The organism is Nocardia grenadensis NBRC 108939, from assembly GCF_001613445.1.
Classification (GTDB): Bacteria; Actinomycetota; Actinomycetes; order Mycobacteriales; family Mycobacteriaceae; genus Nocardia; species Nocardia grenadensis.
Genome location: NZ_BDCJ01000005.1, coordinates 158523 through 183161 on the forward strand (window position 1 = coordinate 158523; position 24639 = coordinate 183161).

Annotated in this window: 27 protein-coding genes, 1 pseudogene and 1 riboswitch; of the genes and pseudogenes, 19 read left to right on the forward strand and 9 right to left on the reverse strand. The window is 67.7% G+C overall.

The window, feature by feature from the left end; genetic code table 11:
* Window positions 1–5 precede the first annotated feature (5 nt).
* The 8 genes from NGR01S_RS06740 (at window position 6) to NGR01S_RS06775 (ending at window position 8836) form a co-directional block, all read left to right on the forward strand.
* On the forward strand, window positions 6–800 hold the full coding sequence (locus NGR01S_RS06740) for a type III pantothenate kinase (RefSeq protein WP_063035302.1): 795 nt from the start codon (window positions 6–8) through the stop codon (window positions 798–800).
* A gap of 186 nt (window positions 801–986) precedes the next feature.
* Entirely contained in the window at window positions 987–1613 is a 627-nt protein-coding gene (locus NGR01S_RS06745; RefSeq protein ID WP_084480442.1) for a cupin domain-containing protein, read from the forward strand.
* A gap of 8 nt (window positions 1614–1621) precedes the next feature.
* Window positions 1622–2044 (forward strand): rhodanese-like domain-containing protein, encoded by a 423-nt coding sequence (locus NGR01S_RS06750; RefSeq protein ID WP_063035347.1) that lies wholly within the window; start codon window positions 1622–1624, stop codon window positions 2042–2044.
* 296 nt (window positions 2045–2340) lie between these two features.
* Entirely contained in the window at window positions 2341–3807 is a 1467-nt protein-coding gene (lysS, locus tag NGR01S_RS06755) for a lysine--tRNA ligase (protein WP_063035348.1), read from the forward strand.
* 117 nt (window positions 3808–3924) lie between these two features.
* Window positions 3925–4284, forward strand: a complete 360-nt coding sequence (locus NGR01S_RS06760) for a histone-like nucleoid-structuring protein Lsr2 (RefSeq protein WP_063035303.1) — start codon at window positions 3925–3927, stop codon at window positions 4282–4284.
* A 319-nt stretch (window positions 4285–4603) separates the two neighbouring features.
* Complete coding sequence (locus tag NGR01S_RS06765) at window positions 4604–5164, forward strand: FHA domain-containing protein (RefSeq protein WP_084480444.1); 561 nt, start codon at window positions 4604–4606, stop codon at window positions 5162–5164.
* Between the two features lie 305 nt (window positions 5165–5469).
* Entirely contained in the window at window positions 5470–8025 is a 2556-nt protein-coding gene (locus NGR01S_RS06770) for an ATP-dependent Clp protease ATP-binding subunit (RefSeq protein ID WP_063035305.1), read from the forward strand.
* Window positions 8026–8185: 160 nt separating this feature from the next.
* Window positions 8186–8836, forward strand: coding sequence for a vWA domain-containing protein (locus NGR01S_RS06775; RefSeq protein ID WP_174551668.1), 651 nt, complete (start codon window positions 8186–8188; stop codon window positions 8834–8836).
* 9 nt (window positions 8837–8845) lie between these two features.
* Here the strand turns inward: NGR01S_RS06775 and NGR01S_RS06780 are convergent, their stop codons facing one another.
* Window positions 8846–9961 carry a sensor histidine kinase gene (locus tag NGR01S_RS06780; protein WP_063035306.1) on the reverse strand — a complete coding sequence of 372 codons (1116 nt, stop codon included), beginning with the start codon at window positions 9959–9961 and terminating at the stop codon, window positions 8846–8848.
* Window positions 9962–10146: 185 nt separating this feature from the next.
* Between NGR01S_RS06780 and NGR01S_RS06785 the strand changes: the two genes are divergently transcribed.
* Both NGR01S_RS06785 and NGR01S_RS06790 read left to right on the forward strand, forming a co-directional pair.
* Window positions 10147–10599, forward strand: coding sequence for an SRPBCC family protein (locus NGR01S_RS06785; protein WP_063035307.1), 453 nt, complete (start codon window positions 10147–10149; stop codon window positions 10597–10599).
* A 55-nt stretch (window positions 10600–10654) separates the two neighbouring features.
* The gene (locus NGR01S_RS06790) at window positions 10655–11098 is read left to right on the forward strand and encodes an OsmC family peroxiredoxin (RefSeq protein WP_063035308.1); all 444 of its coding nucleotides are present in this window, start codon (window positions 10655–10657) and stop codon (window positions 11096–11098) included.
* 46 nt (window positions 11099–11144) lie between these two features.
* On the opposite strand, the gene NGR01S_RS06795 is transcribed toward NGR01S_RS06790, so the two are convergent.
* The 4 genes from NGR01S_RS06795 to mhuD form a co-directional block, all read right to left on the reverse strand.
* A complete protein-coding gene (locus tag NGR01S_RS06795) occupies window positions 11145–11630 on the reverse strand; it encodes a hypothetical protein (RefSeq protein WP_063035309.1) in 486 nt (161 codons plus the stop codon).
* Window positions 11631–11665: 35 nt separating this feature from the next.
* Window positions 11666–12463 (reverse strand): CbtA family protein, encoded by a 798-nt coding sequence (locus NGR01S_RS06800; protein ID WP_063035310.1) that lies wholly within the window; start codon window positions 12461–12463, stop codon window positions 11666–11668.
* The gene (locus NGR01S_RS06805; protein ID WP_063035311.1) at window positions 12454–12648 is read right to left on the reverse strand and encodes a CbtB domain-containing protein; all 195 of its coding nucleotides are present in this window, start codon (window positions 12646–12648) and stop codon (window positions 12454–12456) included. Before NGR01S_RS06805 ends, NGR01S_RS06800 begins: the two co-directional genes overlap by 10 nt.
* Before the next feature lie 36 nt (window positions 12649–12684).
* A riboswitch (cobalamin riboswitch) is annotated at window positions 12685–12832 on the reverse strand.
* 69 nt (window positions 12833–12901) lie between these two features.
* Window positions 12902–13216, reverse strand: a complete 315-nt coding sequence (gene mhuD / locus NGR01S_RS06810; RefSeq protein ID WP_039821787.1) for a mycobilin-forming heme oxygenase MhuD — start codon at window positions 13214–13216, stop codon at window positions 12902–12904.
* A gap of 123 nt (window positions 13217–13339) precedes the next feature.
* Between mhuD and NGR01S_RS06815 the strand changes: the two genes are divergently transcribed.
* Entirely contained in the window at window positions 13340–14107 is a 768-nt protein-coding gene (locus tag NGR01S_RS06815; protein WP_063035350.1) for an alpha/beta fold hydrolase, read from the forward strand.
* Window positions 14108–14128: 21 nt separating this feature from the next.
* Here the strand turns inward: NGR01S_RS06815 and NGR01S_RS06820 are convergent, their stop codons facing one another.
* Window positions 14129–14989 carry an HhH-GPD family protein gene (locus NGR01S_RS06820; RefSeq protein WP_245664472.1) on the reverse strand — a complete coding sequence of 287 codons (861 nt, stop codon included), beginning with the start codon at window positions 14987–14989 and terminating at the stop codon, window positions 14129–14131.
* A 181-nt stretch (window positions 14990–15170) separates the two neighbouring features.
* Here NGR01S_RS06820 and NGR01S_RS06825 point away from each other — a divergent pair, with 181 nt between their 5' ends.
* Window positions 15171–15794 (forward strand): carbonic anhydrase, encoded by a 624-nt coding sequence (locus NGR01S_RS06825; RefSeq protein ID WP_063035352.1) that lies wholly within the window; start codon window positions 15171–15173, stop codon window positions 15792–15794.
* Between the two features lie 78 nt (window positions 15795–15872).
* Complete coding sequence (locus tag NGR01S_RS06830) at window positions 15873–16541, forward strand: hypothetical protein (RefSeq protein WP_063035312.1); 669 nt, start codon at window positions 15873–15875, stop codon at window positions 16539–16541.
* Between the two features lie 7 nt (window positions 16542–16548).
* Here NGR01S_RS06830 and radA read toward each other — a convergent pair whose 3' ends face one another.
* Complete coding sequence (radA, locus tag NGR01S_RS06835) at window positions 16549–17925, reverse strand: DNA repair protein RadA (protein ID WP_063035313.1); 1377 nt, start codon at window positions 17923–17925, stop codon at window positions 16549–16551.
* Window positions 17926–18488: 563 nt separating this feature from the next.
* Entirely contained in the window at window positions 18489–19124 is a 636-nt protein-coding gene (locus tag NGR01S_RS06840; protein ID WP_245664464.1) for a copper chaperone PCu(A)C domain-containing protein, read from the reverse strand.
* 481 nt (window positions 19125–19605) lie between these two features.
* Between NGR01S_RS06840 and carD the strand changes: the two genes are divergently transcribed.
* The 6 genes from carD to NGR01S_RS06870 all read left to right on the forward strand — a co-directional run bounded on the left by carD (window position 19606) and on the right by NGR01S_RS06870 (window position 24370).
* Window positions 19606–20094: an RNA polymerase-binding transcription factor CarD gene (gene carD / locus NGR01S_RS06845; RefSeq protein ID WP_011206964.1), complete on the forward strand. Its 489-nt coding sequence runs from the start codon at window positions 19606–19608 to the stop codon at window positions 20092–20094.
* Between the two features lie 2 nt (window positions 20095–20096).
* Window positions 20097–20810, forward strand: coding sequence for a 2-C-methyl-D-erythritol 4-phosphate cytidylyltransferase (gene ispD, locus NGR01S_RS06850; RefSeq protein WP_084480445.1), 714 nt, complete (start codon window positions 20097–20099; stop codon window positions 20808–20810).
* 2 nt (window positions 20811–20812) lie between these two features.
* Window positions 20813–21325, forward strand: a complete 513-nt coding sequence (ispF, locus tag NGR01S_RS06855) for a 2-C-methyl-D-erythritol 2,4-cyclodiphosphate synthase (RefSeq protein ID WP_063035353.1) — start codon at window positions 20813–20815, stop codon at window positions 21323–21325.
* A 235-nt stretch (window positions 21326–21560) separates the two neighbouring features.
* A complete protein-coding gene (gene cysS / locus NGR01S_RS06860) occupies window positions 21561–22967 on the forward strand; it encodes a cysteine--tRNA ligase (RefSeq protein ID WP_063035316.1) in 1407 nt (468 codons plus the stop codon).
* Window positions 22967–23935, forward strand: a complete 969-nt coding sequence (gene rlmB / locus NGR01S_RS06865) for a 23S rRNA (guanosine(2251)-2'-O)-methyltransferase RlmB (RefSeq protein ID WP_063035354.1) — start codon at window positions 22967–22969, stop codon at window positions 23933–23935. The genes cysS and rlmB overlap by 1 nt, the downstream gene beginning before the upstream one ends.
* 159 nt (window positions 23936–24094) lie before the next feature.
* A complete protein-coding gene (locus tag NGR01S_RS06870) occupies window positions 24095–24370 on the forward strand; it encodes a DUF4190 domain-containing protein (RefSeq protein WP_030524119.1) in 276 nt (91 codons plus the stop codon).
* A 6-nt stretch (window positions 24371–24376) separates the two neighbouring features.
* On the opposite strand, the pseudogene NGR01S_RS31470 reads toward NGR01S_RS06870, so the two are convergent.
* Window positions 24377–24639: pseudogene (locus NGR01S_RS31470) on the reverse strand (crotonase); the annotation flags it as partial.

Consider the following 24639-nt stretch of genomic DNA (forward strand, 5'->3'; position numbering starts at 1 on the left):
AGCGCATGCTCTTGACCATCGACGTCCGGACGACCAGCACAGTGGTCGGGCTGATCGCGGGCTCCGGCTCGCAGGCCGAATTGGTCCGGCATTGGCGGATCCATACGAATCCGTTGCATACCGCCGACGAGTTCGCGATGAGTCTGCGGGGTCTGGTGGGCCCGGATCTCGACGCGGTGATCGGTGTGGCCGGTTTGTCGACGGTGCCGCCGGTCTTGCGTGAACTGCGGTTCATGCTGGATCGCTACTGGCAGCACGTGCCGCACGTACTGGTGGAACCCGGCGTCCGGACCGGTATCCCGCTGCTGGTGGACAACCCGAAAGAGGTCGGCGCGGACCGGATCGTGAACAGTCTGGCCGCCCATCATCAATTCGGTGGTGCCGCGATCGTGGTGGATTTCGGTGTGTCGATCTGCGTCGATCTCGTATCGGCGAAGGGTGAGTTCCTCGGTGGTGTCATCGCACCGGGAGTGGAGACCGCGACCGAGGCGCTGACCGAGCGGACCGCATTGCGCCGGGTGGAGTTGAGCCGGCCCCGGTCGGTGGTGGGCAAGAACAGCGTCGAATGTATCCAGTCCGGTGCGATCTTCGGATTCGCCGGCCTGGTGGACGGGCTGGTCGATCGTATCCGGGACGATATCGAGGGTTTCGCCGATGACGGCGTCGCGGTGGTGGCCACCGGTGCGGCGGCTCCGCTGATCATCGATGAATCCGAGACCATCGAGCACCACGAGCCCCATCTGACGATCACCGGGCTGCGGGTGGTCTTCGAACGCAATCAGCGCCGCGCTCGTGGTTGATACCGCGGCCCGCGGCTGTGACGTATTCCGCTGATTCGAATGTGGCCGAGCCGCCACCGGCTTGCTAAACTCACCGTGTGCTGAACCGCATGCGTACCCACGAGTGTTGTCGAGGCTGATTCGCCTCGATCGTTCGAGGCATTCTGCAGTCCTCGACCGTTTCTTTCACTTCCTGGAGATGCGCTCATGCATTCGCCTGTTCTCTCGTCCGTTGTGCGTCGGTCGGCCCGTGACACTTCCGCCGCGGCCGCGAATCCGATTCCCGATCGCCCGATCTCCCCGGCACTGCCCACGCGGCTGCGCCCGGCCGATCTGCTGCGTCTGACCGACGAGACCGGTGAGGATGTGCTCGCCGGACGGTACGACCACCTGCTTCCCGCGGACGGTCTGTGGCCGGCGGTCGACCGCTGGGCCACCCGCCTGGTCGCCGACGACGAGGTCGATGTCTGGCTGATCAGCTGGACCCCGGACAAATCCACGAAACTGCACGATCACGCCGGTTCGCTCGGGGCGCTCACCGTACTCAGCGGGGCGCTGGCCGAATACCGCTGGAACGGAACCGAATTGCGACACCGGGTGCTTTCCGCCGGTGATCAGGCCGCGTTCCCCATCGGCTGGGTGCACGATGTCGTGCGCGCCCCCGACCGGAGCGCGGTATCCGGCCCGTCCGGTACCGGCCCGCTGGATCCCACGCTCAGCGTGCATGCCTACTCGCCGCCGCTCACCGCCATGTCCTATTACGAAGTGACCGGACACGGCAGCCTGCGGCGCACTCACACCGTTCTCACCGACCAGCCCGAAGGTGACCTCTGATGTCGCGACTGACCATTGATCAGATGCTGGACCAGGCCCGCGCGCAATTGCGGCGGATCCATCCCGTAGAACTGCCCGGCGCGCTCGCCCGCGGGGCGATTCTGGTCGATATCCGGCCTGCGGCGCAGCGGGCCAGGGAAGGGGCACTGCCCGGAGCCCTGGTCATCGAACGAAATGTGCTCGAGTGGCGGCTCGATCCCAGCAGCTCGGCGCGCCTGGCGCTGGCCACCGACCACGATGTCGAGTGGGTGGTGGTGTGCTCGGAGGGCTACACCTCCAGCCTCGCCGCGGCGTCGTTGCGCCAATTGGGGCTGCACCGCGCGACCGATCTGGTCGGCGGGTACAAGGCGCTGGAAGCCGCCGGTATGCGTTCCGTTGCCACCGGTGCCGCGCACTTCACCAGGGAAGTTCGTTCGCTCGCCGTTCTCTGAATTGTTGTCCTAGGCCGAATGCGGCCGGACGACAATACATTTCCGTCGCGCGGTGGCGACCCGGGAAAATTCTAAGCAACCAAATGGTCTATTTCTCCCGGCGCGCCCTGCTGTGCCTTCCGTAAGTCATTCCTTATCGCGCGGTTGGGGCGGGCGGATGACGAATCGATTTGCGGTGCACGCTAGGGTGGTTCGCTGTGAGCAACCCGAACATCTCGTCATCCGGCGGCTCCGCGGGCGCTGTTCCCGCGGGGCGATCCAGCCGCTCTGTGGAGGTCGACGACGTCCCCGAGCAGATGCGGATCCGCCGGGAGAAGCGGGAGCGGCTGCTCGGATCGGGCGGGGAGGCCTATCCCGTTTCGGTGCCGCGCACCCATGGTCTGGCCGAAATCCGCGCCGCCTATCCGGATCTCGCGGCCGATACCGCGACCGGCACGATCGTCGGTGTGGCCGGCCGGGTCATCTTCATGCGAAATACCGGCAAATTGTGTTTCGCTCAGCTACAGGAGGGCGACGGCACCACATTGCAGGCCATGGTGAGCCTGAACGGTGTCGGTGCGGACGCGCTGGCGGCGTGGAAGGCCGATGTGGATCTCGGCGATATGGTTTTCGTACACGGCGAAGTCATCTCATCGCGTACGGGTGAATTGAGTGTCATGGCCGATTCCTGGTCCATGGCCGCGAAGGCGCTGCGGCCCCTTCCGGTAGCGCACAAGGAGATGGGCGAGGAGACGCGGGTCCGGCAGCGTTATGTCGATCTGATCGTGCGTCCGGAGGCTCGCCGAACGGCCCGTACCCGGGTGGCGGTGGTGCGCGCACTGCGCAATGCGCTGGAACGCCGGGATTTCCTCGAGGTCGAGACGCCGATGCTGCAGACGCTGCACGGAGGCGCGGCCGCACGGCCCTTCCGCACCCACTCCAATGCGCTCGATATGGATCTCTACCTGCGCATTGCTCCGGAATTGTTTCTGAAGCGGTGCGTGGTCGGCGGGATCGAGCGGGTCTTCGAGATCAATCGCAACTTCCGTAACGAAGGTGCCGATTCCACCCATTCGCCCGAGTTCGCGATGCTCGAAACTTATGAGGCGTACGGTACCTACGACGACTCCGCGCGCATGACCCGGGAATTGATCCAAGAAGTCGCCGAGGAAGCGCTGGGAACGCAGGTTGTCACCCTCGCCGACGGTTCGGAATACGACTTGAGCGGCGAGTGGACAACGGTCGAGATGTATCCGTCGTTGTCCGAGTCGGCGGAGGTGGAGATCACCCCGGAAACAAGTGTTCCGGAATTGCTCGAGCTAGCCGATCGGGTCGGCCTGGAAATTCCCGAAGGTAAGGGCTACGGCCACGGCAAACTGGTGGAGGAACTCTGGGAGCACTGCTACGGCGACAAGCTGTACGTGCCGACTTTCGTCCGTGATTTCCCGGTGGAGACGTCCCCCCTGACCAGGCAGCACCGGTCGCAGGCCGGTGTTACCGAGAAGTGGGATCTGTATGTCCGCGGCTTCGAGTTGGCCACCGGGTATTCGGAGTTGGTGGATCCGGTGATCCAGCGCGAGCGGTTCGTCGATCAGGCGCGCCTGGCCGCGGCCGGTGACGATGAGGCAATGGTGCTCGACGAAGACTTCCTTGCCGCGATGGAACACGGGATGCCGCCGACGACCGGAACCGGTATGGGAATCGATAGGTTGTTGATGGCGCTCACCGGATTGGGAATCCGGGAAACGATACTGTTCCCAATAGTGCGGCCGGTAGGCCGTTGAGCGAACGGTTTGCATAGCAGGCCGCTCGCCTTGGAATTTTCCGAATTCGAGGTATTCTTGCCTCGGGTAATCGGCCTGATATTGCGGGCCGCACGATTTCGAGAGGACGTTCATCTCATGGCAAAGAAGGTCACCGTTAGCCTGATCGACGATGTCGACGGTGAGTCCATCGCGGACGAGACCATCGAGTTCGCAATCGATGGGGTGTCGTACGAGATCGACCTGTCGTCGACGAATGCGACGAAGCTTCGGGACGAGTTGGAGCAGTGGGTGACCAGTGCCCGCCGGGTGAGCGGCCGGCGTCGGGTGAAGGCCGCTGTCGCGGCATCCGGGAACACCAAGGCACGCGCCACCATGGATCGCGAACAAAGCGCGGCTATTCGCGAGTGGGCCCGCCGGAATGGTCACAAGGTTTCCGCGCGTGGCCGCATCTCCGCGGATATCACCGACGCGTACAACAAGGCCGCGAAGGGATAGTTCTTCTTTCAACCGTCGCGCGTGCGGGTTATTCGCGGAACACGCCGACGGCTGGTCTTCTCGATAGCTATTTGGAATTACCGCTGGCCCCGGCGTCGATCGCCGGGGCCGCTGCGCCCGGCGGCGTTCCATCTTGCCCGAGTGGCGAACTGCCCGGCACCATAGGTGTGATCGGCCGGGCCACATGCGCCGCAGTGCAAGAGGTCCGCAGTGTTCGGCAGTTGCTGCCGATATGGAGAGGTGAGGTATCGGCGCAGTGTCCGGATCCGTCGGTTCGTTCCTTCGATTCACCGATGACGAAGGCCGTAGGTGCGAGGTGATGTTGAGCCCCGATCGGCAGCGGATCACCGTCGGCCGCTCCGCGAGTGCCGATCTGTCGCTGCGCTGGGACGCCGAGGTGTCGCGGTTGCACGCCGCGGTCGAATACCTCGCCGCGCACTGGACCATCGTGGACGACGGCCTCTCCCGTAACGGCACGTTCGTCAACGGCGAACGCATCAACGGCCGCCGTCGGCTGATGCCCGGCGACCGTATCCGGGTGGGCACCTCGCTGGTGTCCTTCCACGACTTCAATGGTGTCGCCGACGACGCCACCCGCGCCTCCGGCGCCAGTACGCCCACCGTGCGCTCACTGACCGAGGCGCAGCGGGGTGTGCTCGTCGCGCTGTGCCGCCCGTTCAAAGGGGATGCCGGTTTCGCGGCCCCCGCCACGAACCAGCAGATCGCCGATGAACTGTTCCTGAGTGTGGACGCCGTCAAGACCCATCTGCGCGCCTTGTTCGCCAAGTTCGGGGTCGAGGACCTGCCGCAGAACCAGAAGCGGGTCCGGCTCGCCGCGCTGGCCATGCGCAGCGGTCTGATCACCGATCGCGATCTGTGACCGCCGTCCCCCGGCCGCTCACCCCCCGACTATCCGATATCCCCAGCTCTGGGAGTCGTTTTGTTCGCTCTGGGCAAAACCGGAGTGGGAAACCAATCGGTGGGTAAGGGCGTTATGAGTGAATAGGTCTGCTGTCGGGCCCACATCATTAGGGTGGAGCGGCGGCGGCGTAATCCCCTGCCAACTAGAGTGGGAGGCGGGGGCCGCAACCCCTGGCCTTCATGGCAGGCTGAAGCCGACGGTTGTCCACGACACACCACGGCGTCAGCCGGCCATAGAGTCCGGAGCAGGAGAGTGAGGGAGCGATGTTCGAGAGGTTCACCGACCGCGCGAGGCGTGTCGTCGTCCTGGCCCAAGAAGAGGCCCGGATGCTCAACCACAACTACATCGGCACCGAGCACATCCTGCTGGGTCTGATCCACGAGGGTGAGGGTGTCGCGGCCAAGTCCCTGGAGTCGCTCGGTATCTCGCTGGAGGGCGTGCGCAGCCAGGTCGAGGAGATCATCGGCCAGGGCCAGCAGGCCCCGTCCGGTCATATTCCGTTCACCCCCCGCGCCAAGAAGGTGCTGGAACTGAGCCTGCGCGAAGCGCTGCAGCTCGGTCACAACTACATCGGCACCGAGCACATCCTGCTCGGCCTGATCCGCGAGGGCGAGGGCGTCGCGGCCCAGGTGCTGGTCAAGCTCGGCGCCGATCTCAACCGGGTCCGCCAGCAGGTCATCCAGCTGCTCTCCGGGTATCAGGGCAAGGAGCCCGTGGAGTCCGGCGCCCGGGGCGAGACGGGTACCCCGTCCACTTCGCTGGTGCTCGACCAGTTCGGCCGCAACCTCACCCAGGCGGCCCTGGAAGGCAAACTCGACCCCGTCATCGGCCGCTCGAAGGAGATCGAGCGGGTCATGCAGGTGCTTAGCCGCCGTACCAAGAACAACCCGGTCCTGATCGGCGAGCCCGGTGTCGGTAAGACAGCCGTGGTCGAGGGCCTGGCCCAGGCCATCGTCAACGGCGAGGTCCCGGAGACGCTGAAGGACAAGCAGCTCTACACCCTCGACCTGGGTTCCCTGGTCGCGGGCAGCCGCTACCGCGGTGATTTCGAAGAGCGCCTGAAGAAGGTGCTCAAGGAGATCAACACCCGCGGCGATATCATCCTGTTCATCGACGAGCTGCACACATTGGTCGGCGCGGGTGCCGCCGAGGGGGCTATCGACGCGGCCTCCATCCTGAAGCCCAAGCTGGCCCGCGGAGAGCTGCAGACCATCGGCGCCACCACCCTCGACGAGTACCGCAAGTACATCGAGAAGGACGCCGCCCTGGAGCGCCGGTTCCAGCCGGTGCAGGTGGGCGAGCCGACCGTCGAGCACACGATCAATATCCTCAAAGGTCTGCGCGACCGCTACGAGGCGCACCACCGGGTGTCCATCACCGACGGTGCCCTGGTGGCCGCGGCCACTCTGGCCGACCGCTATATCAACGACCGGTTCCTCCCGGACAAGGCGATCGACCTGATCGACGAGGCCGGCGCCCGGATGCGCATCCGCCGGATGACCGCGCCGCCGGACCTGCGCGAATTCGACGACAAGATCGCCGACGCGCGCCGGGAGAAGGAATCGGCGATCGACGCGCAGGACTTCGAGAAGGCCGCGCGGCTGCGCGACAAGGAGAAGCAGCTCGTCGCCAAGCGGGCCGAGCGGGAGAAGCAGTGGCGCTCCGGTGACCTGGATGTCGTGGCCGAGGTCGACGACGAGCAGATCGCCGAGGTGCTGGCCAACTGGACCGGTATCCCCGTCTTCAAGCTCACCGAGGAGGAGACCACCCGTCTGCTCCGCATGGAGGACGAGCTGCACAAGCGGATCATCGGCCAGGAGGACGCGGTCAAGGCCGTCTCCAAGGCCATCCGCCGCACCCGCGCGGGTCTGAAGGATCCGAAGCGTCCGTCCGGCTCGTTCATCTTCGCCGGTCCGTCCGGTGTCGGTAAGACCGAGCTGTCCAAGGCGCTGGCGAACTTCCTCTTCGGCGACGACGACGCGCTCATTCAGATCGATATGGGCGAGTTCCACGACCGTTTCACCGCGTCGCGGCTGTTCGGTGCCCCGCCCGGGTACGTCGGCTACGAAGAGGGTGGCCAGCTCACCGAGAAGGTGCGCCGCAAGCCGTTCTCGGTCGTGCTGTTCGACGAGATCGAGAAGGCCCACCAGGAGATCTACAACACCCTGTTGCAGGTGCTCGAGGACGGCCGCCTCACCGACGGCCAGGGCCGGACCGTGGACTTCAAGAACACGGTGCTGATCTTCACCTCGAACCTCGGCACCTCCGATATCTCGAAGGCCGTGGGTCTGGGCTTCTCGCAGAGCAATGCGGAGGGATCGAACTACGAGCGGATGAAACTCAAGGTCAACGACGAGCTGAAGAAGCACTTCCGGCCGGAGTTCCTCAACCGTATCGACGATGTGATCGTCTTCCACCAGCTCACCACCGAGCAGATCGTGGAAATGGTGGATTTGATGATCGCCCGCGTCGAGCGGCAGCTGAAGGCCAAGGATATGGCGATCACGCTCACCGAGAACGCCAAGAGCCTGCTGGCCAAGCGTGGCTTCGACCCCGTGCTCGGTGCCCGGCCGCTGCGCCGCACCATCCAGCGCGAGATCGAGGACCAGCTCTCGGAGAAGATCCTCTTCGGCGAGATCGGCCCCGGTCAGACCGTCCAGGTCGATGTCGAGGGTTGGGACGGCGAAGGCTCCGGCGAGGACGCCCGCTTCACCTTCGCACCGAAGGCCAAGCTCACCAAGGAAGACGGCGAGAAGAAGCCCGAGGTCGTGCTCACCGGCGCCTCCGAGGGTTCGACCGAAGCCGCTTCGGGCGAGTAGCCGACAGGTCGGCAGAGGGCCTGCCCGCCGGTATCACACCGGTGGGCAGGCCCTTTCGTGTGGGTGAGAGGACGCGCCTGCCGGTCTGCGGGGGACATTCCGGTCGGTGCGCGCGCGTACGGTGACGGCAGTTCATTCGATACGAATCGGGGGTATCACCATGACGAATCCGGATCTGACCACGATCGCGGTTCTGCTCGACCGTTCCGGCTCCATGCAGACCATCAAATCCGATACCGAGGGTGGGTTGGCCGCCTATTTCGAGGAGCAGCGGCAGGTCGAGAAGGCAGTGCGGGTCACCCTCGCGCAATTCGATACCGAGTACGAATGTGTGTACTCGAATGTCCCGATCGATCAGGTCCCGCCGCCGGTCCTGCAGCCGCGCGGCGGCACCGCGCTCTACGACGCCATCGGCAGATCGGTCACCGATCTCGGTGCGGAACTGGCCGCCCGGCCGGAGGAGGAGCGGCCCGGCACCGTGATCGTGGTCGTCCTCACCGACGGGCACGAGAATTCGAGCCGCGAATGGACGCATGCCGCCGTGCGGTCACTGATCGAGCAGCAGCAGAACGTCTACAGCTGGGATTTTCTGTTTCTCGGCGCCAATATGGACGCGGTCGAGATCGGGAGCGGTCTCGGCTTCGCCCCGCAGCAGTCCATCACCTACGGGGCGGCGCCGGCGGGTGTCGCCGGGGTGTTCCGGGCAGCAGGGGCGTATTCACGGCGGCTACAGGCCCCGGCGGGCGCACCGGACTCGGCCCGCGCGGCCGGGTTCACCGAGCAAGAGCGTCGCGACGCGAACCCGGGCTGAACCGCGGGGTCACTCGGGTGCTGCGGGTCCCGGATCGGCCGGGGAGCCGCCGCTTCCGCGTGGTTCGGAGGTCACCGCTACCGGTGCCGGCGGCCGGCGAGAATCGTTGTCGCCGGGCTCGTTACGGGTCGGGGGCCGCGCATCGGGGTCGATCGCGATCCGCAGTGGGCGGCTCGGTAGCCGCGCGGCAACCCGGTAGCCGCCGCTGGGTTTGGGGCCGGCGGTCAATCCGCCACCGAGCGCGTGAGTGCGTTCCCGCATGGCGATGATCCCCATCCCACGGGTGGGGCCGGCGTGTTCGGGTTTGCCGGTGGGACGGGTGTTGTCGACGGTGAGATCCACCGAATCGCCGGTGTAGCGCACCGTCACGGTGGCCTCGGAGCCCGGGGCGTGGCGCACGACATTGGCCAGGGATTCCTGGACGATCTGGGTGGCCGCCTCGTCGATCGCCGCGGGCAGGGAATCGGGGGTCCCCAGGACCCGGGTGTGCACCGTCAGCCCCGCCAGCCGGGGTTTGCGCAGGAGTTCGTCCAGGTCGGACATGGTGGGGTCGGGTTCGCGAGGTGGTGGGGACGGCGCTTGGGTGGCGGCCGGCGGGCGGCCCGCGCTGGAGCCGTTCGCTCGCGACCGGTCGACGCCGGGCCGGTCGCGGCGGCCGAAACCACCTCGGCGCGAACGCCTCGCACGCTCGCGCGGACCGATATCCGCGGCGTCGGCGGGGTCGTGATCGGGAGGCGGCTGCGCGGGTGCGCCGGATAGGGGCTCCACCGCCTGGATCGCGTGGCGCAGTGCCTGCACATCCTCGAGCGCGTTGCGGCTGGTCGTTTTGATCTCGGCGACCGTCCCCGCCGCTTTCGCGGACTTGTTCTCCACCTGCTGGAGGGCCATTCCGGCCTGCACATTGATGAGCGAGAGATTGTGCCCCACCACATCGTGCAGCTCCCGGGCGATCAGCAGGCGCTCCGTGCCGACCTCGAGTTCCCGCTGCTGCCGCGCTGCCATGCGTTCGGCGGTGTCCAGGGCCTGCCGGGTTTGTGCGAGCAGGCGACGGTGCCGCAGCACTTCGAACAGCGCCGCGGCCAGCGCGACCCAGCCCAGTAGCCCGACCATCTGCCAGCCCGTCATCGCGCACTCTCCACCTGCACCACCCTATTCGTCTGTTGTGCTCGGTCGTCGGCGCACACCCGGATTACCGGTGCCGCAATGGTATTCCGACGACGAATGCGCCGGTTCCGGGTGGGCCGGTCGGCAGCGGCGCGTGATCACCGCATCTGCGGCAGTACCCGCCCCGGCGCGGGTATGGTCCAGTGATGGTCGACCAGCAAGTGCGTGTACCGGACCTGTCCACACGGCCGTACGAACTCACCGTGGAGCGGGTGATGACCGCTTCACCCGAACTCCTCTACTTGGCGTGGACCCAGGGCTTCGATATCTGGTTCGCGGAACCGTCCTCGGTGCGGATGCGGCCCGAGGTGAACGAGCCGTTCTATTTCGAGACCCGGGAGGAGGGGAACTCTCGGCCGCATTACGGCCGCTTCCTCCGTCTGGAACCGGGCCGGCTCGTCGAAATGACCTGGGTGACCGGCGCCGGCGGCACCGAGGGCGCGGAAACGGTGGTGCGGGTGGAACTGGTCAAACAACCCCGTGGCATCCGGTTGCGGTTGCGGCACAGCGGTTTTGCCGACGAAGCGGCCCGCGACCGGCATCGGGACGTCTGGCCCGCGGTGCTGGCCCGCCTCGACGAACGAACTGCGACCAAGTGAGGGTACTAGTAGGTTCGAGTCCGACTCACAACGAATCGTCTTCGAAAGGATCGTGATGCCCACACGTACCGCGCGCACCGCATGGACCGGTGGTCTCCAGGACGGCTCCGGCCAGGTCGAGCTGATCAGCTCGGGGGTCGGTAAGTACGAGGTGTCGTTCCCGAAGCGGTCGGCCGATGACGCCGACGGCACAACCAGCCCGGAGGAACTGATCGCCGGGGCACATTCGTCCTGCTACGCGATGGCGCTGTCGAACGAGATCGCTCAGGCCGGCGGTACCCCGCAGAGCCTCGACGTCTCGGCCGCGGTGACCCTGGGCCCCGACCCGGCGGGCGGTTTCCGGATCAGCCGGATCGCACTGAAGGTACGTGGCCGGGTATCCGGCCTCGACGAGGCGGGTTTCGCCGCCGCGGCCGCTGCGGCCAAGGCCGGATGCCCGGTGAGCAAGGCCCTGGGCGGAGTGGACGACATCACCCTGGACGCGGCGCTGGAATCCTGAGATGCCTGTCCCGGGCCCCGCGCGGGCCCGGGACAGGGAAGGGCCTTTACCAGGGCCTACCGGCGCCGTGTCCGGCCCGGAACCACGCCCGGGCGCCCCGTGTGTACATGGCGGGGATCGCGACGAATACCGCGCATAGATGGCCGGCCCGGGTGAGCGCCAGGAATACGGTCGCGGCGCTCATATCGGCGAACACACCGGCGCCTCCGTTCGCGAGCATCCGAACAGGCTCCACGACCAATGAGGCCGTACCGACCACGCCTATCCCGGCGGCCAGCAGATTCCTGGCCCAGCGTTCGCCCCGCAGCATCCGCCACGCGACGCCGAGAACCGCCAGATAGATCCCGGCGCGCAGTAGCCAACCGCCGGTGAGCTCGCCGATATCCGCTGCGTCGCCCAGCAACGCGCCCCGGACCGCGGCTTCGGTGATACCGCAGCCCACGGCCGCCACGAGCGCGACGAAGGCGATGGTGACGGCTGCGGGCCGCCGGGCGAGTGGACTGTCCGGGTGGGCGAGCGTGGTGTCGTGCATACCTCGACCATGCCCGGTGACTACCGCTCCCCGGATCAACCCGCTGTAGCAGCAGCCTCCGCTACCCGGGTACCACCGCGGTTGCTCCACTCGGTGAGCGCGGCGAAGGCCAGAGCGATCCCGACCCACAGCGCGGTGGATACGGCCAGCGACGCGGCGCGGAACTCCCACAGCAGCGAGGCCGGGAAGTCGGCCCCCACTTCGTTCACCCCGGGCAACAGCACGTAGCCGAGGGTGATCACCAGTACGAATCCGGCCGCGGCCGCGACGAGCCGGAGGGATTCGGGCCGCGGCCGCAGCGCCTTCCAGATGTACACACCGGCCGTGACGGCCACCAGGCCCAGCACCACCGAGGCCAGCCAGAGCAGGGTGCGCTCGTTGATCGTCTCCGGGTCACCGACCGCCGGTGGGTTGGCCGGATACTTGAAGAACGGCACTGCCACCACCGCGACCCAGCCGCCCAGGCCCAGCCCGAGTATCAACCGATGACCGGGCAGCGCGGTGAACCGCCGGGCGTAATGCGCCGCGGTCGCCACGATCGCCCCGAACGCCATCCCGGCCAGGGCGTTTGCCAGGAACTGCCCGAATTTCTGCCACGGCCTGCTCACCACGGCCTCGTCCCCGTGCGTGTGCGCTGTCTCCCCGTGCGTATGTCCGGTACCCGAATCCTGGGCATGCTCCGGCGTGGGAGCCGCGGCCTCCTCGATGGCGATGGCGGCATCGACCTTGGGCTCGCCGACGAAATTTCCGACGACACCCGCGAGGAGACCGGCGATCAGGCCGGCGAGCAGACCACGGAGCAGCAGGGCACCGAAAGATCCACTCAATGGCACGGGACACCCAGCAGGTGGCGCCCGTCGTGCATCAGCTCGTGCAGGAACATACCGCCGCGCGATACGGCGCCTTGATCGAATCCGACCAGGTAGAGCGTCAGCAGTGCCAGCAGGACGACGCCTACTGTGACGAGCACTGTCGCCGCCGTATCGGCGGCCCTGCTCGGGACATGGGCTATGGCCATGGTGGGTCCTCCTCATCCGGATGCTCGCGTCCGGTTCGCGAGTTGTGCGCAGGTGCCGGTGTCTGACTCTGCCCACCCGTTCCGGCGCGGACATCACAGTGGCGCGACCGCTCCGGGTTCTCACCGGATTACCGCATCACCTTTGCTTTCACCTCGAACTGTGACACCGGCCGTCGCCGCCGTCAATATGTCCACGAACGATCACCGGCCACGCCGCCGGTGGTCGGCGGCGTGGCCGGTGTGGGGGAGGCGATCAGGACGCGGGTTTACCCGCTACATCGAGTACGACCTCGAACTCCAGCAGTGAAGCGCCGGTGGCGACAGGCTTGTTCTGCTGTCCGGCATGTGCCTCTTTGGCGGGGCCGTCGCGCCACGCCGCGAAGGACTCCTCGGAATCCCACTGGGTGACCACGAAATACCGATTCTCGCCGGCCGTGGGCCGCAACAATTGGAAGCCGAGAAACCCCGGGGAGTTCTCGACCGCGTGCGCGCGATGGGCGAACCGCTTCTCCAGCTCGGGACCCGCGCCCTCGGGGACCTCGATCGCATTGATCTTCACAACAGCCATACCCCTGAGCTTAGGTATCGCGAGTCCGGGAGGGACAGTGCCGCACGCCACAGCGGGTCACTACGTGCACCGCCCGGTGGCGCCGACCCCGCCCTGTGGAGGGTTGTGAATAAACTCGGCCCGGTGTTGCACGACGAAGGCGGGACCGGGATCCCGATACTGCTGCTGCACGGGTTGATGGGCAGCGCCCGTACCTGGCAGAACCAGGTCCGGTGGTTGCGTGACCACGGCCGGGTGTTCACCTTCGACGCCGCCGGGCACGGGCGCCCCGCACCGCCCGAACTCACCACCGACGCTTTCGTCGCCGATCTGGCCGCCGCCACCGCGCGCATCGCCGAGCCGATGATCGTGATCGGGCATTCCATGGGTGGTCTGCACGGCTGGGTGTTCGCGGCCACGCATCCGAACCGGGTGCGCGGGCTGGTGGTGGAGGATATGGCAGCCGATTTCACCGGCCGTACCGCCGCCCACTGGGCCGCGATGGTCGAGGCCTGGCCGCAGCCCTTCGCGGACGAGGCCGCCCTGGTGGCGCATTTCGGCCCGGTCGCCGGCCGTTACTTCCGGGATTCGTTCCAGCGGGGCCCGGACGGTTACCGGTTGCACGGCGAGGTGGCCACCTTCCGGGATATCTCGGAGGAGTGGGGTGCCCGGTCGTTCTGGGCGGAGTGGGGCAGGCTCACCGTCCCTACGCTGCTGCTAGAGGGCGAATACACGATCACCCCGCCGGGGCAGATGCGCCGGATGGCCGAATTACATCCCGCCGCCGAACATGTCCTGGTTCCCGATGCGGGTCACCTGGTGCACGATGACCAGCCGGCGTACTACCGGGCCGAGGTGGAGCGTTTCCTCGCGCGCCTGCGCGGAGTCCCCGGAACTGTCGCCGAGACCTGAGCGCTCCGGCCGCGGCGGGCGTCAGCCCTCTCCGGCCAGGGCGAACCGTCCATCGTCGGTCTGCTCGATCAACCCGTCCACCAGCAGCGAATCCAATGCGCGGTCGCGCTGGCCGGGATCGCGGGTCCAGGCGAGATCCAGCCGGACGCGTTCCACCGGCGCGTGCGCGGCCCGCAGCACGTCGAGCAGCCGCCCCCGCGCCTGCCGGTCGGTACCCTCGTACTTCTGCGTCCGGCGTACCGACTCGGCCGCCGGCCGGCCCGCGGCGACCCACGCGCAACGCGGCAGCGGGCAGCGCCCGCAATCCGGGGTCCGCGCGGCGCACACCGTCGCGCCGAGTTCCATCAGGGCCGCCGAGAACACCGCTGCCCGGTCGATCCGGCCGGGCAGCAGCGCCTCGGTTTCCCGTAGATCGCGGGCGGCCGGATTACCGGCCTCCCGGCCGTGCACGGCCCGGGCCACCACCCGGCGGACATTCGTGTCCACCACCGGGACTCGTTGCCCATAGGCGAAACAGGCGACCGCCCGCGCCGTGTAGGCGCCGATGCCGGGCAGCCCGAGCAGCACTTCGACATCGTCGGGCACCTGGTCACCGTGCTCGGCGGCGAGGACCTGGGCGCATTCGTGCAGGCGCAGGGCTCGGCGCGGATAGCCGAGTTTCCCCCAGGCCCGCAGCACCTCACCCGCGCTCGCCGCCGCCATGGCCGAGGGCACCGGCCAGCGTCGCACCCATTCCCGCCAGATCGGTTCCACCCGCGACACCGGCGTCTGCTGCAGCATGATCTCGCTCATCAGGATCTGCCAAGCGCTCACTCCGGGCCGCCGCCAGGGTAGGTCCCGGGCCGTCCGCGTGTACCAATCGATCAGGGTGTCGGAGTCGATCGCGCCGGGTTCGATCGACACGACACCGCGCCCGCCCGAACCCGGCTTCCCGATACCTGCGCTGCTCACCGACCCACTCCATCCACCTCACCGTGCAGTTCCACCGGTTCGGCGTGGCCCGACGCCGCGCGGTAACGGGACGGAAGCAAGTGAGCACATCAAATCGTGCAGAATGGACACCATGCCTCAGTCCAACCCGGTAAGTGCCTGGAAGTCGCTGCGCGAGGGAAACGAGCGCTTCGTGAACGGCACGCTGCTGCATCCTAGTCAGGGAGCCGCCGATCGAGCCAAGCTCGTCGCCGGCCAGCATCCGACCGCCGTGCTATTCGGTTGCGGAGACTCCCGAGTCGCCGCGGAACTGATCTTCGACCAGGGTCTCGGCGATATGTTCGTGGTCCGCACCGCGGGCCACGTCATCGACGCCGCGGTGCTGGGATCGATCGAATACGGCGTCGGTGTGCTCGATGTACCGCTGATCGTGGTACTCGGCCACGACAGCTGCGGTGCGGTGAAAGCGACGCTGGACGCGCTGGACGGCGGCGAGGTGCCCGGCGGATTCATCCGCAGCATCGTCGAGAAGGTCACGCCGTCGATGCTGATCGGGCGCCGCGAGGGGCTCGAATCGGTGGACGAGCTCGAAGCCCGCCACGTGGTGGAGACCAGCAGCCTGCTGATGGAACGGTCGATGATCGTGTCCGAGCGGGTGCAGGCCGGTAAATGCGCGATCGCCTGCGTCACCTACAAACTGGTCGACGGCCGGGCGAAGCTACACCGCGTGGTCGGCAATATCGGCGAGACCGTCTGACTCCGTGGGCGGCTGCCGGCGGCACCTTCGGGTGTGCCGTTGACGACCGCTGCCGCCCGCTGCGCTTACCGTTGACACGTGTTGGAACCGACAGGACCGTTACCGCCGGAGATCTACTGGCGGCGTCGTGTGTTCGCCATCGGCGCGCTCGTGGTCGCGCTCGCGGTGGTGATCTGGCTGGCCGTCACCGTCTCCCGGGGCGGTGACGCGCCCGATGCCGCCGCGGTGGCATCGGCCTCCGAGACCACCGAGCCCGGCCCGGGGCCGGCCGCATCGTCCACCACGGCGACCGGCACGCGTGCGTCCGGCACGATATCGGCTACGCGCAGCAGCGAACCCACCCCGGCGGCCGCCGGTCAATGCGCCGACCAGTCACTGGCCATCAAGGTGTCGGTGGGGCAGCCCACCTACCAGGTCGGTGAAGAGCCGGTGTTCGGGATCGTGATCACCAATATCTCCGGTGCGGCGTGCACCCGGGACGTGGGATCCGGGCTGCAGCGCGTATCCGTGCACTCGCTCGACGGTGGGCGGCAACTGTGGGCGAGCACGGACTGTTTCCCCGACGGCGACCCGGATGTGCGCACCCTCGACCGCGGTGAGCAGGCCGCGTTCACGGTCACCTGGACCGGCGCGACCTCGCAGCCGGAATGCGCGGGGGAGCGGGTGCAGGTACCCGCGGGTGCCTACAACGTGGTGGCGCAGATGGGTTCGGTGCGCAGCGCGCCCGAACCTTTCAATATCGCCTGAGCGGGAGTCATTTCTCGGTCAGGCCGGCCAACCGCAGCGCGCCGCGCAGGCCGGACGCCTCGTGCAGGGTCATCGGTGTGGCCTTGCCGTCGGTACCCGGCGGCACCACCGCGGTGGTGAACCCGAGTCGTTCGGCCTCGGCGAGCCGGCGGGTCACCGAGGTGATCCGCCGGACCTCCCCGGCCAGCCCCACCTCGCCGAGGATCACCCAACCGGGCGGTAGCGCTGTATCGCGAGCCGCGCTGGCGATGGCGAGTGCGACGGCGAGGTCCGCGGCCGGTTCGGTGAGCCGCATACCGCCCACGGTGGCCGCGTAGACATCCTGTTTACCGACATAGACACCGCACCGGCTCTGCAGCACCGCCAGCACCATGGCCACCCGGTTGTAGTCCAGTCCGCTGACGGCCCGGCGGGGTGCCGGTGCCTGCGTTTCCACCGTGAGCCCCTGTACCTCGCCGACCAGCGGCCGCTTCCCGTCCATCGCGACGGTGACCGCCGTACCCGGCACCGAATCCGCGCGGTGGTGCAGGAACAGGCCGGAAGGGTCTGTCACACAGGCGATTCCGTCGTCGTGGAGTTCGAAACAGCCCACCTCGTCCGCGCTGCCGAACCGGTTCTTGATCCCGCGCACCATCCGCAATGTGGTGTTCTTGTCGCCCTCGAATTGCAGCACCACATCGACCAGATGTTCCAGGGTGCGCGGCCCGGCGACCGCGCCGTCCTTGGTGACATGCCCCACCAGCAGTACGGCGATACCGCTCGCCTTCGCCAGTGAGGTCAGCGCCGCGGTCACCGCGCGCACCTGGGTGACACCCCCGATCACGCCGTCGGTATCGGCGGCCAGCATCGTCTGTACCGAATCGACCACCAACAGTGTGGGTTTCACCTGATCGACATGCCCGAGCACCACCGAGAGATCGGATTCGGCGGCCAGATACACCCGGTCGTGCACCGCACCCGTCCGGTCGGCACGCAACCGCACCTGTCCCGCCGATTCCTCCGCGGTGACGTAGAGAGCCCGCTCGTCGCGCTGGCGCGCCCAGCGATGCGCCACCTCGAGCAGCAAGGTCGATTTACCCACCCCCGGCTCGCCGGACAGCAACACCACCGACCCCGCGACGATCCCGCCGCCGAGCACCCGGTCCAGCTCGGAAACCCCCGTGGGCCGCGCCGTGGTGGTCTGCGAATCGATCCGGGAGATCGGCGCCGCGGCGGTACTCGGGAGCATCGCCTTCCGCGCCGGCCCCGCCGCCGCGGCCGCCACCGGCATCGCCTCGTCCACGGTCCCCCAGGACCCGCAGCCGGGACATTTACCGACCCATTTGGCGACCTCGTGCGCACACTCCGAACACCGATAGACGGCTTTGTTCTTGGTCCCTGCCACAGCCGCACCCTACGCAGCCCCGCCGACAGTGTTTATTGGCGGCGCCTTCGGCGCCGCGGGGTCGAGGCCCCCTCGGGACGGGCCTCGACCCATTCAGGGCCTCGTAAGACTCGGCGCCGAGAGGGTGCGCCAGTTCGCGAAGGCGATCGGGGGCCAGGCCGACCAGTGGTCGAGTCGGCATCCGATCTCCGATCATCGACTGCCGACGCAACCCGCATGAGTCGAGTCTTACGAGACACCTCGAAGGGTTGCGGCCGTCTCGCCCCTTGGCCGAAGGTGCTCAACGGTCGCACTCTATGGACGGCCCACCGCACATCGCATGCGCGAAGCGCGAGTCCCGAGGCCGAAACGGCGAGACCAAGGGGGCCTCGACCCCGCGCGCGCCAGCGCGCCGAAAACACAGCACCTTCACGAGCAGGCCCACGTCCCCCACTTTCGCGAGCAGGCCCACACCTCCACCTTCGCTAATCGGGCCCGCCCTGTGGAGCGAGCCTCCTCGATTCGGTCGGTGCCGGAAGCTGTAAGTTCCGGCACCGGGAGGCCGGCATCGGCTCAGGGAAAGCTCAGTGCCCGCCTGCCGAGCCCGTGGTGCTCTTGGAGAGTTCCGATTCGTGCCGGGGCGCTTCTACGCCGGCGTCGACCGGCACCTGGACCAGGACGTTCCCGTTGTTCTTGAAGTTGAACGTGACGTCGTATGCGAGGCCCGGGATGATGTCCTTGGTGAGGCCGGTGATCTCGATGCGGGCCGGTGTGGTCTCGCCGCCTTCGGTTTTGATCGTTTCGTCGCCGGTGTGGGTTTCCACGCCGGCCTGCGGGGTGGAGACCACGATCGTCTCGGAGGGGGCGATCTCGAGTTTGCCGCCTTTACCCGGGGTGATCTGGACGGTCCCGAGGTCGGTGGTGACGCTGGTGAGTTCGTCTGCGCCGACCGCGCCGGTGTTCACGATCGACAGCGCGAGCGCGGCCTTGCCGCCGGCGGTGTGGGTGGTGGTGGCGCTGCCGGGGAACACGATGTGCACATTGCGCAGGGCGATATCGCCGGCGTTGGCCGTGTTGCCGTTGATGGCGGCGACCTGTACGGCGGTCTGGGAGATCTGACCGGCGCTGCAGCCGGACAGGATGAGCGCCGCACCGGCGGCGAGCGCGGCGGCCGCAACCATGCGGCGCCGCCGGGTCGGGACCGGGCCAGCGGCAGTCACAGCAGTCAGGGCAGTCACGGGTTGTCCTCCATGTCCGAGTGGGCGCACTCCAACTAGGCACTGTAGTAGTTGGGTTCGGGACCGGGGAGCACCGGGCGGCGTCAGGGGGGATTACGTGCCGTGTGTTGTGTGATTTGTCGCACGTCATGGTGTGTCCGGCGGGTCGCGGATCGTAGTCTCGGCAGCGCTCCGGTGCGCGTCGGGGGCCGGTGCGCCGACCGGGTGTCGTGTAGATCCCGGGACGTCGCGCTGACCGGTAACGATCGGGCCTCCGCGACCCACTTGCGTGACCGCGCGGAGTGCGTTTTCATATGCCCTCGGAGGGCCCGTGCCCGACACTCGTTCGGGCACAACGTGATGCACACCAAACTCGTCCTGTCAAGCCCCAGTACCTGGTCGTTGTGGCCCTGACCTGCGCAGTTGATCGCGCCGTTATCGAGTCGCGTGTTAAACTGTGAACATCGAAAGGGGCACGGGACACATGATTTTTAAGGTCGGAGATACCGTCGTTTATCCCCATCATGGGGCGGCTTTGATCGAAGCTATCGAGACCCGCACCATCAAGGGTGAGCAGAAAGAGTATCTGGTCCTGAAGGTCGCACAGGGTGACCTCACTGTTCGGGTTCCCGCGGAAAACGCGGAATATGTCGGCGTCCGCGATGTCGTGGGCCAGGAAGGTCTGGATCGGGTTTTTCAGGTGCTGCGTGCGCCACATACGGAAGAGCCCACCAATTGGTCCCGCCGTTACAAGGCCAACCTCGAGAAGCTCGCTTCCGGCGATGTGAACAAGGTGGCCGAGGTCGTTCGTGACCTGTGGCGTCGGGAACAGGATCGTGGCCTGTCCGCGGGCGAGAAGCGGATGCTGGCCAAGGCTCGGCAGATCCTCGTCGGGGAGCTCGCGCTCGCCGAGGGCACCGATGACGGCAAGGCCGAGACGCTTCTCGACGAGGTTCTCGCCGCGGCTTCCTGATCGTGCACAAAACAGACGGTCCCGGCCGTGACGCCGGTCCCGTCACAGCACTGGTTCCTGCCGCCGGTCGTGGCGTGCGCTTGGGTGCAGATGAACCCAAAGCGTTCGTCCCGATCGGCGGCACACCCATGCTCACACTGGCTGTGAACGGGCTGGTGGCTGCCGCGGTCGTCGACGAGATCATTGTGATGGTGCCCGCCGAACACGTCGACCGGACGGCAGCTCTCCTACCCCCCGATGCGCCGGTGCGGATCGTGGTCGGCGGCGCCGAGCGCACCGATTCGGTACGCGCCGGTCTCGCCGCTGCCGGTGATGCAGCGTTCTTCCTGGTGCACGACGCGGCCCGCGCGCTCACGCCGCCCGCGCTGATCGCCCGGGTGGTGGACGAGCTGCGTGCCGGTCATGCCGCTGTCGTGCCCGCACTGCCGGTGGTCGACACCGTGAAAACCGTCGATTCCGGCGGGAATGTCACCGGTACACCGGACCGTGGCGCGTTACGGGCCATCCAGACCCCGCAGGGATTCGCCGCGCGGGCATTACGCGCCGCGTACGCCGACGCGGGCTCGGCGACCGATGACGCCGGCCTGGTGGAGCGGCTGGGCGTCGAGGTGCGTACCGTCGCCGGCGATCCGCTGGCATTCAAGATCACCACCCCCTTCGATCTGCGTTTGGCCGAATCCCTGCGCGCTGCGTACCCGGTGGTGACGCCGTGCTGAACATGCGAGTGGGGATCGGCACCGATGTACATCCGATCGAACCGGGTCGTCCCTGCTGGATGGCCGGTTTGCTGTTCGCCGGCGAGGACGGTTGCGCCGGGCATTCCGACGGTGACGTCGCCGCGCACGCCCTCTGTGACGCCCTGTTGGCCGCGGCGGGCCTGGGAGACGTGGGGTCGGTCTTCGGTACCGGCCGGCCGGAATGGGCCGGGGTGTCCGGGGCCGCCATGCTGAAGGAAGTCCGGCGGCTGCTCGACAACGCCGGATACGAGGTCGTCAACGCCGCCGTCCAGGTGATCGGTAACCGGCCGCGGATCGGTCCGCGTCGTGCCGAGGCCCAGCAGGTACTGGGTGATCTGCTGGACGCGCCCGTATCGGTCTCCGGCACGACCAGTGACGGCCTGGGCCTCACCGGCCGGGGTGAGGGGATCGCCGCGGTCGCCACCGCGCTGCTGCACTGTCCGGAGCGGCCGAGTGGACAGCCCGGAGACGGTCGCGAGGTGCGACCGGCATAGGGCCCGCGAGGTCGCCCGCACAGTCCTGTGGCCCGGCGCCGGGCCCGGACCGGTGATCGGTTCGAGCCGGTGAAGCGCTCACCGCGCCAACCGCCGACCGTGCCCCTGTGGAATACCGAAGTTCGCACGCGCGGCCGAGCCGACTGCCGGAACACCCGGCCGCACCGTTACCCTGCCCATATCCCCCTGCACCAAATTCGAGTGCAATCCATACACGAAACTAGGATCGACTGCCGTGACGCTGCGCCTGTTCGACACCGAGAAACGGACCCTGCGTGATTTCACGCCGCTGGTACCCGGCCACGCCTCGGTGTACCTGTGTGGGGCGACCGTACAGGGGCTACCCCATATCGGTCATGTGCGTAGCGGGGTCGCCTTCGACATTCTGCGCCGGTGGCTTGCGGCCAACGGCTCGGATGTGGCGTTCATCCGCAACGTGACCGATATCGAGGACAAGATCCTCACCAAGGCGGCCGCGGCCGGCCGACCCTGGTGGGAATGGGCGGCGACGCACGAACGCGCCTTCGATCAGGCCTATCGGCAACTCGGTGTGCTGCCGCCGTCCGCCGAACCGCGCGCGACCGGCCACATAACCCAGATGGTCGATTTGATGCAGCGGCTGATCGACCGGGGGCACGCCTACGCCTCCGAAGGCAATGTGTATTTCGATGTCCGGAGCTACCCGGATTACGGGCATCTGTCCGGGCACCGGCTCGAAGATGTGCACCAGGGCGAAAGCGCCGGCCTCGGTAAACGCGATCCCCGTGATTTCACGCTGTGGAAAGCCGCCAAACCGGCAGAGCCGACCTGGCCGTCACCTTGGGGCCCGGGCCGTCCAGGCTGGCATCTGGAATGCTCGGCCATGGCCGAGTTCTATCTGGGGCCGGAATTCGATATCCATTGCGGTGGAATGGACCTGGTCTTCCCGCACCATGAGAACGAAATCGCGCAGTCCAAGGCGGCCGGGCACGGTTTCGCCCGGTACTGGTTGCACAACGGCTGGGTCACCATGGGCGGCGAGAAGATGTCGAAATCGCTCGGCAACGTGCTGGCCATTCCCAATGTGCTGAAATCGGTGCGCGCGGTGGAATTACGCTTCTACCTGGGCAGTGCGCACTATCGGTCGATGCTGGAATATTCGGATAAGGCGCTGCACGATGCGGCCCAGTCCTATCAGCGGGTCGAAGCGTTCATACAGCGGGTGGCCGAACGCGGCGGGGATATTCCGATGGGCAAATGGACCGACGGATTCGCCGCCGCGCTCGACGACGATCTCGGGGTGCCGAAGGCGCTCGCCGAGATCCATCACGGCGTGCACGAAGGCAACCGCGCGCTGGACGCGGGCGTGCTCGACACCGCCCGGGAACACGCCGGTCAGATCCGGGCCATGCTCGATGTCCTGGGCGTGGACCCCCTCGACCCGCACTGGCACGCCGCCGCCGACCATTCGGCCGCCGACGCCGCCCTGGATGTGCTGGTGGGCGCCGAACTCGAACGGCGGCAGCAGGCCCGGGCCGCCAAGGACTGGGCGACCGCCGACGCGGTCCGCGATCGGCTGCAGGCGGCCGGAATCGAAGTAACCGATACACCCAACGGTGCCGAATGGTCGCTGGGCGCACCTACCCCTGGAAAGGCGGGCTGATGGCCGGCAATTCACAACGTCGCGGGGCGATCCGTAAAGGCGGCACCAAGAAGGGAGCCGTGGTGGGGTCCGGGGGCAAGCGGCGTCGCGGGCTGGAGGGCCGCGGGCCGACACCACCGGCCGAACAGCGCACGAAGCATCCGGCGGCGCGGCGGTCGGCGGCGAAGGCCAAGGCCGCGCAGAACAATCCGCCCGGCCGCGGGCGCCCCGCCGGTAGGCGGAGCGAGGACGGTCCCGAGCTGGTGCTGGGCCGCAATCCTGTGGTGGAGTGTCTGCGGGCCGGGGTTCCGGCCAGCGCGCTGTACGTAGCGGTGGGTACCGAGAACGACGAGCGGCTCACCGAGAGTGTCCGCCTCGCGGCCGATACCGGGATCTCCATACTCGAGGTGCCGCGTACTGATCTCGACCGGATGAGCTCCAACGGCCTGCACCAGGGCGTGGCGCTGCAGGTGCCGCCCTATCGGTACGCCCACCCGGACGATCTGCTGAACCGGGCCAAGGAATCCGCCGAGCCGGCACTGCTGGTGGCGCTGGACAATATCTCCGATCCGCGCAACCTCGGCGCCGTCGTTCGCTCGGTCGCGGCTTTCGGCGGGCATGGGGTGGTGATCCCGCAGCGGCGCAGTGCCAGCGTCACCGCGGTCGCGTGGCGGACCAGCGCCGGCGCCGCTGCCAGGCTCCCGGTCGCCCGTGCCACCAATCTCACCCGCACGCTGAAGGATTGGGCCGCTACCGGTGTCCAGATCGTGGGCCTGGACGCCGGCGGCGATCTGTCCCTCGACGATTTCGACGCCACCGCCCCCACGGTGATCGTCGTCGGATCGGAAGGTAAGGGACTGTCGCGGCTGGTCCGGGAGACCTGTGATGCGGTCCTGAGCATCCCGATGGCGGGCCCGGTGGAATCGCTCAACGCCTCCGTCGCCGCGGGCGTTGTGCTGGCCGAAACCGCCCGGCAGCGCCGCGCCTGACCGATCGAGCACGGCGTCCCGCCCGCCCGGCCCACGGCCCGGCGAACCGCGGCCGCGGCGCGGCGATCGAGCGTGTCGGGGTGCGGTCAGCGGCCGGTTCGGGAGTGAATCCGCCGTGCCCGGACCGCAAATCCGGCACCGCACCGTAGAATTCGTCATGTGGTGATACCCAACGCGCCCATCGGTAAGCCGGTAGAGCACCCGCACGCGACAGCGGTGCTGTTCCTCGGTGCGCTCAGCGTGCTGTGTTGCGGGCTGACCGGGCCGGTGGCCTGGGCGATGGGTAAGCGCGCACTCGATCAGATCGAGGAGTCCGGCGGCGCATACGGTGGCCACACGCAGGTCGTCGTCGGATTCATCCTGGGCGTCATCGGCACCATACTCATGGTCGTGATGGCGGTGCTGTTCCTGGTGGTGCTGCTCGGCGGGGGCTGAGCGACGTCAGTCCAGGCTCTGCTGCCCGGACCATTTCGTGCGCGCCCAGCTCGGCCATTCGTCATTGATCGAGCCGGACCACGAGGGCTGGCGGCGCTCCCGGAAGGCCGCCATCGCCTCCCCGGCATCCCGGCCGTCGGCGATGTGCTCGTTCAGCTCGGCTTCGAGCCGCGCCACCACATCGGGTTCGAGTCCGACACCCTCCCACAGCAGCCGCTTGGACAGCGCGGCGCTCAACGGGGCCGAACCGCCCGCGATATCGTGCGCCA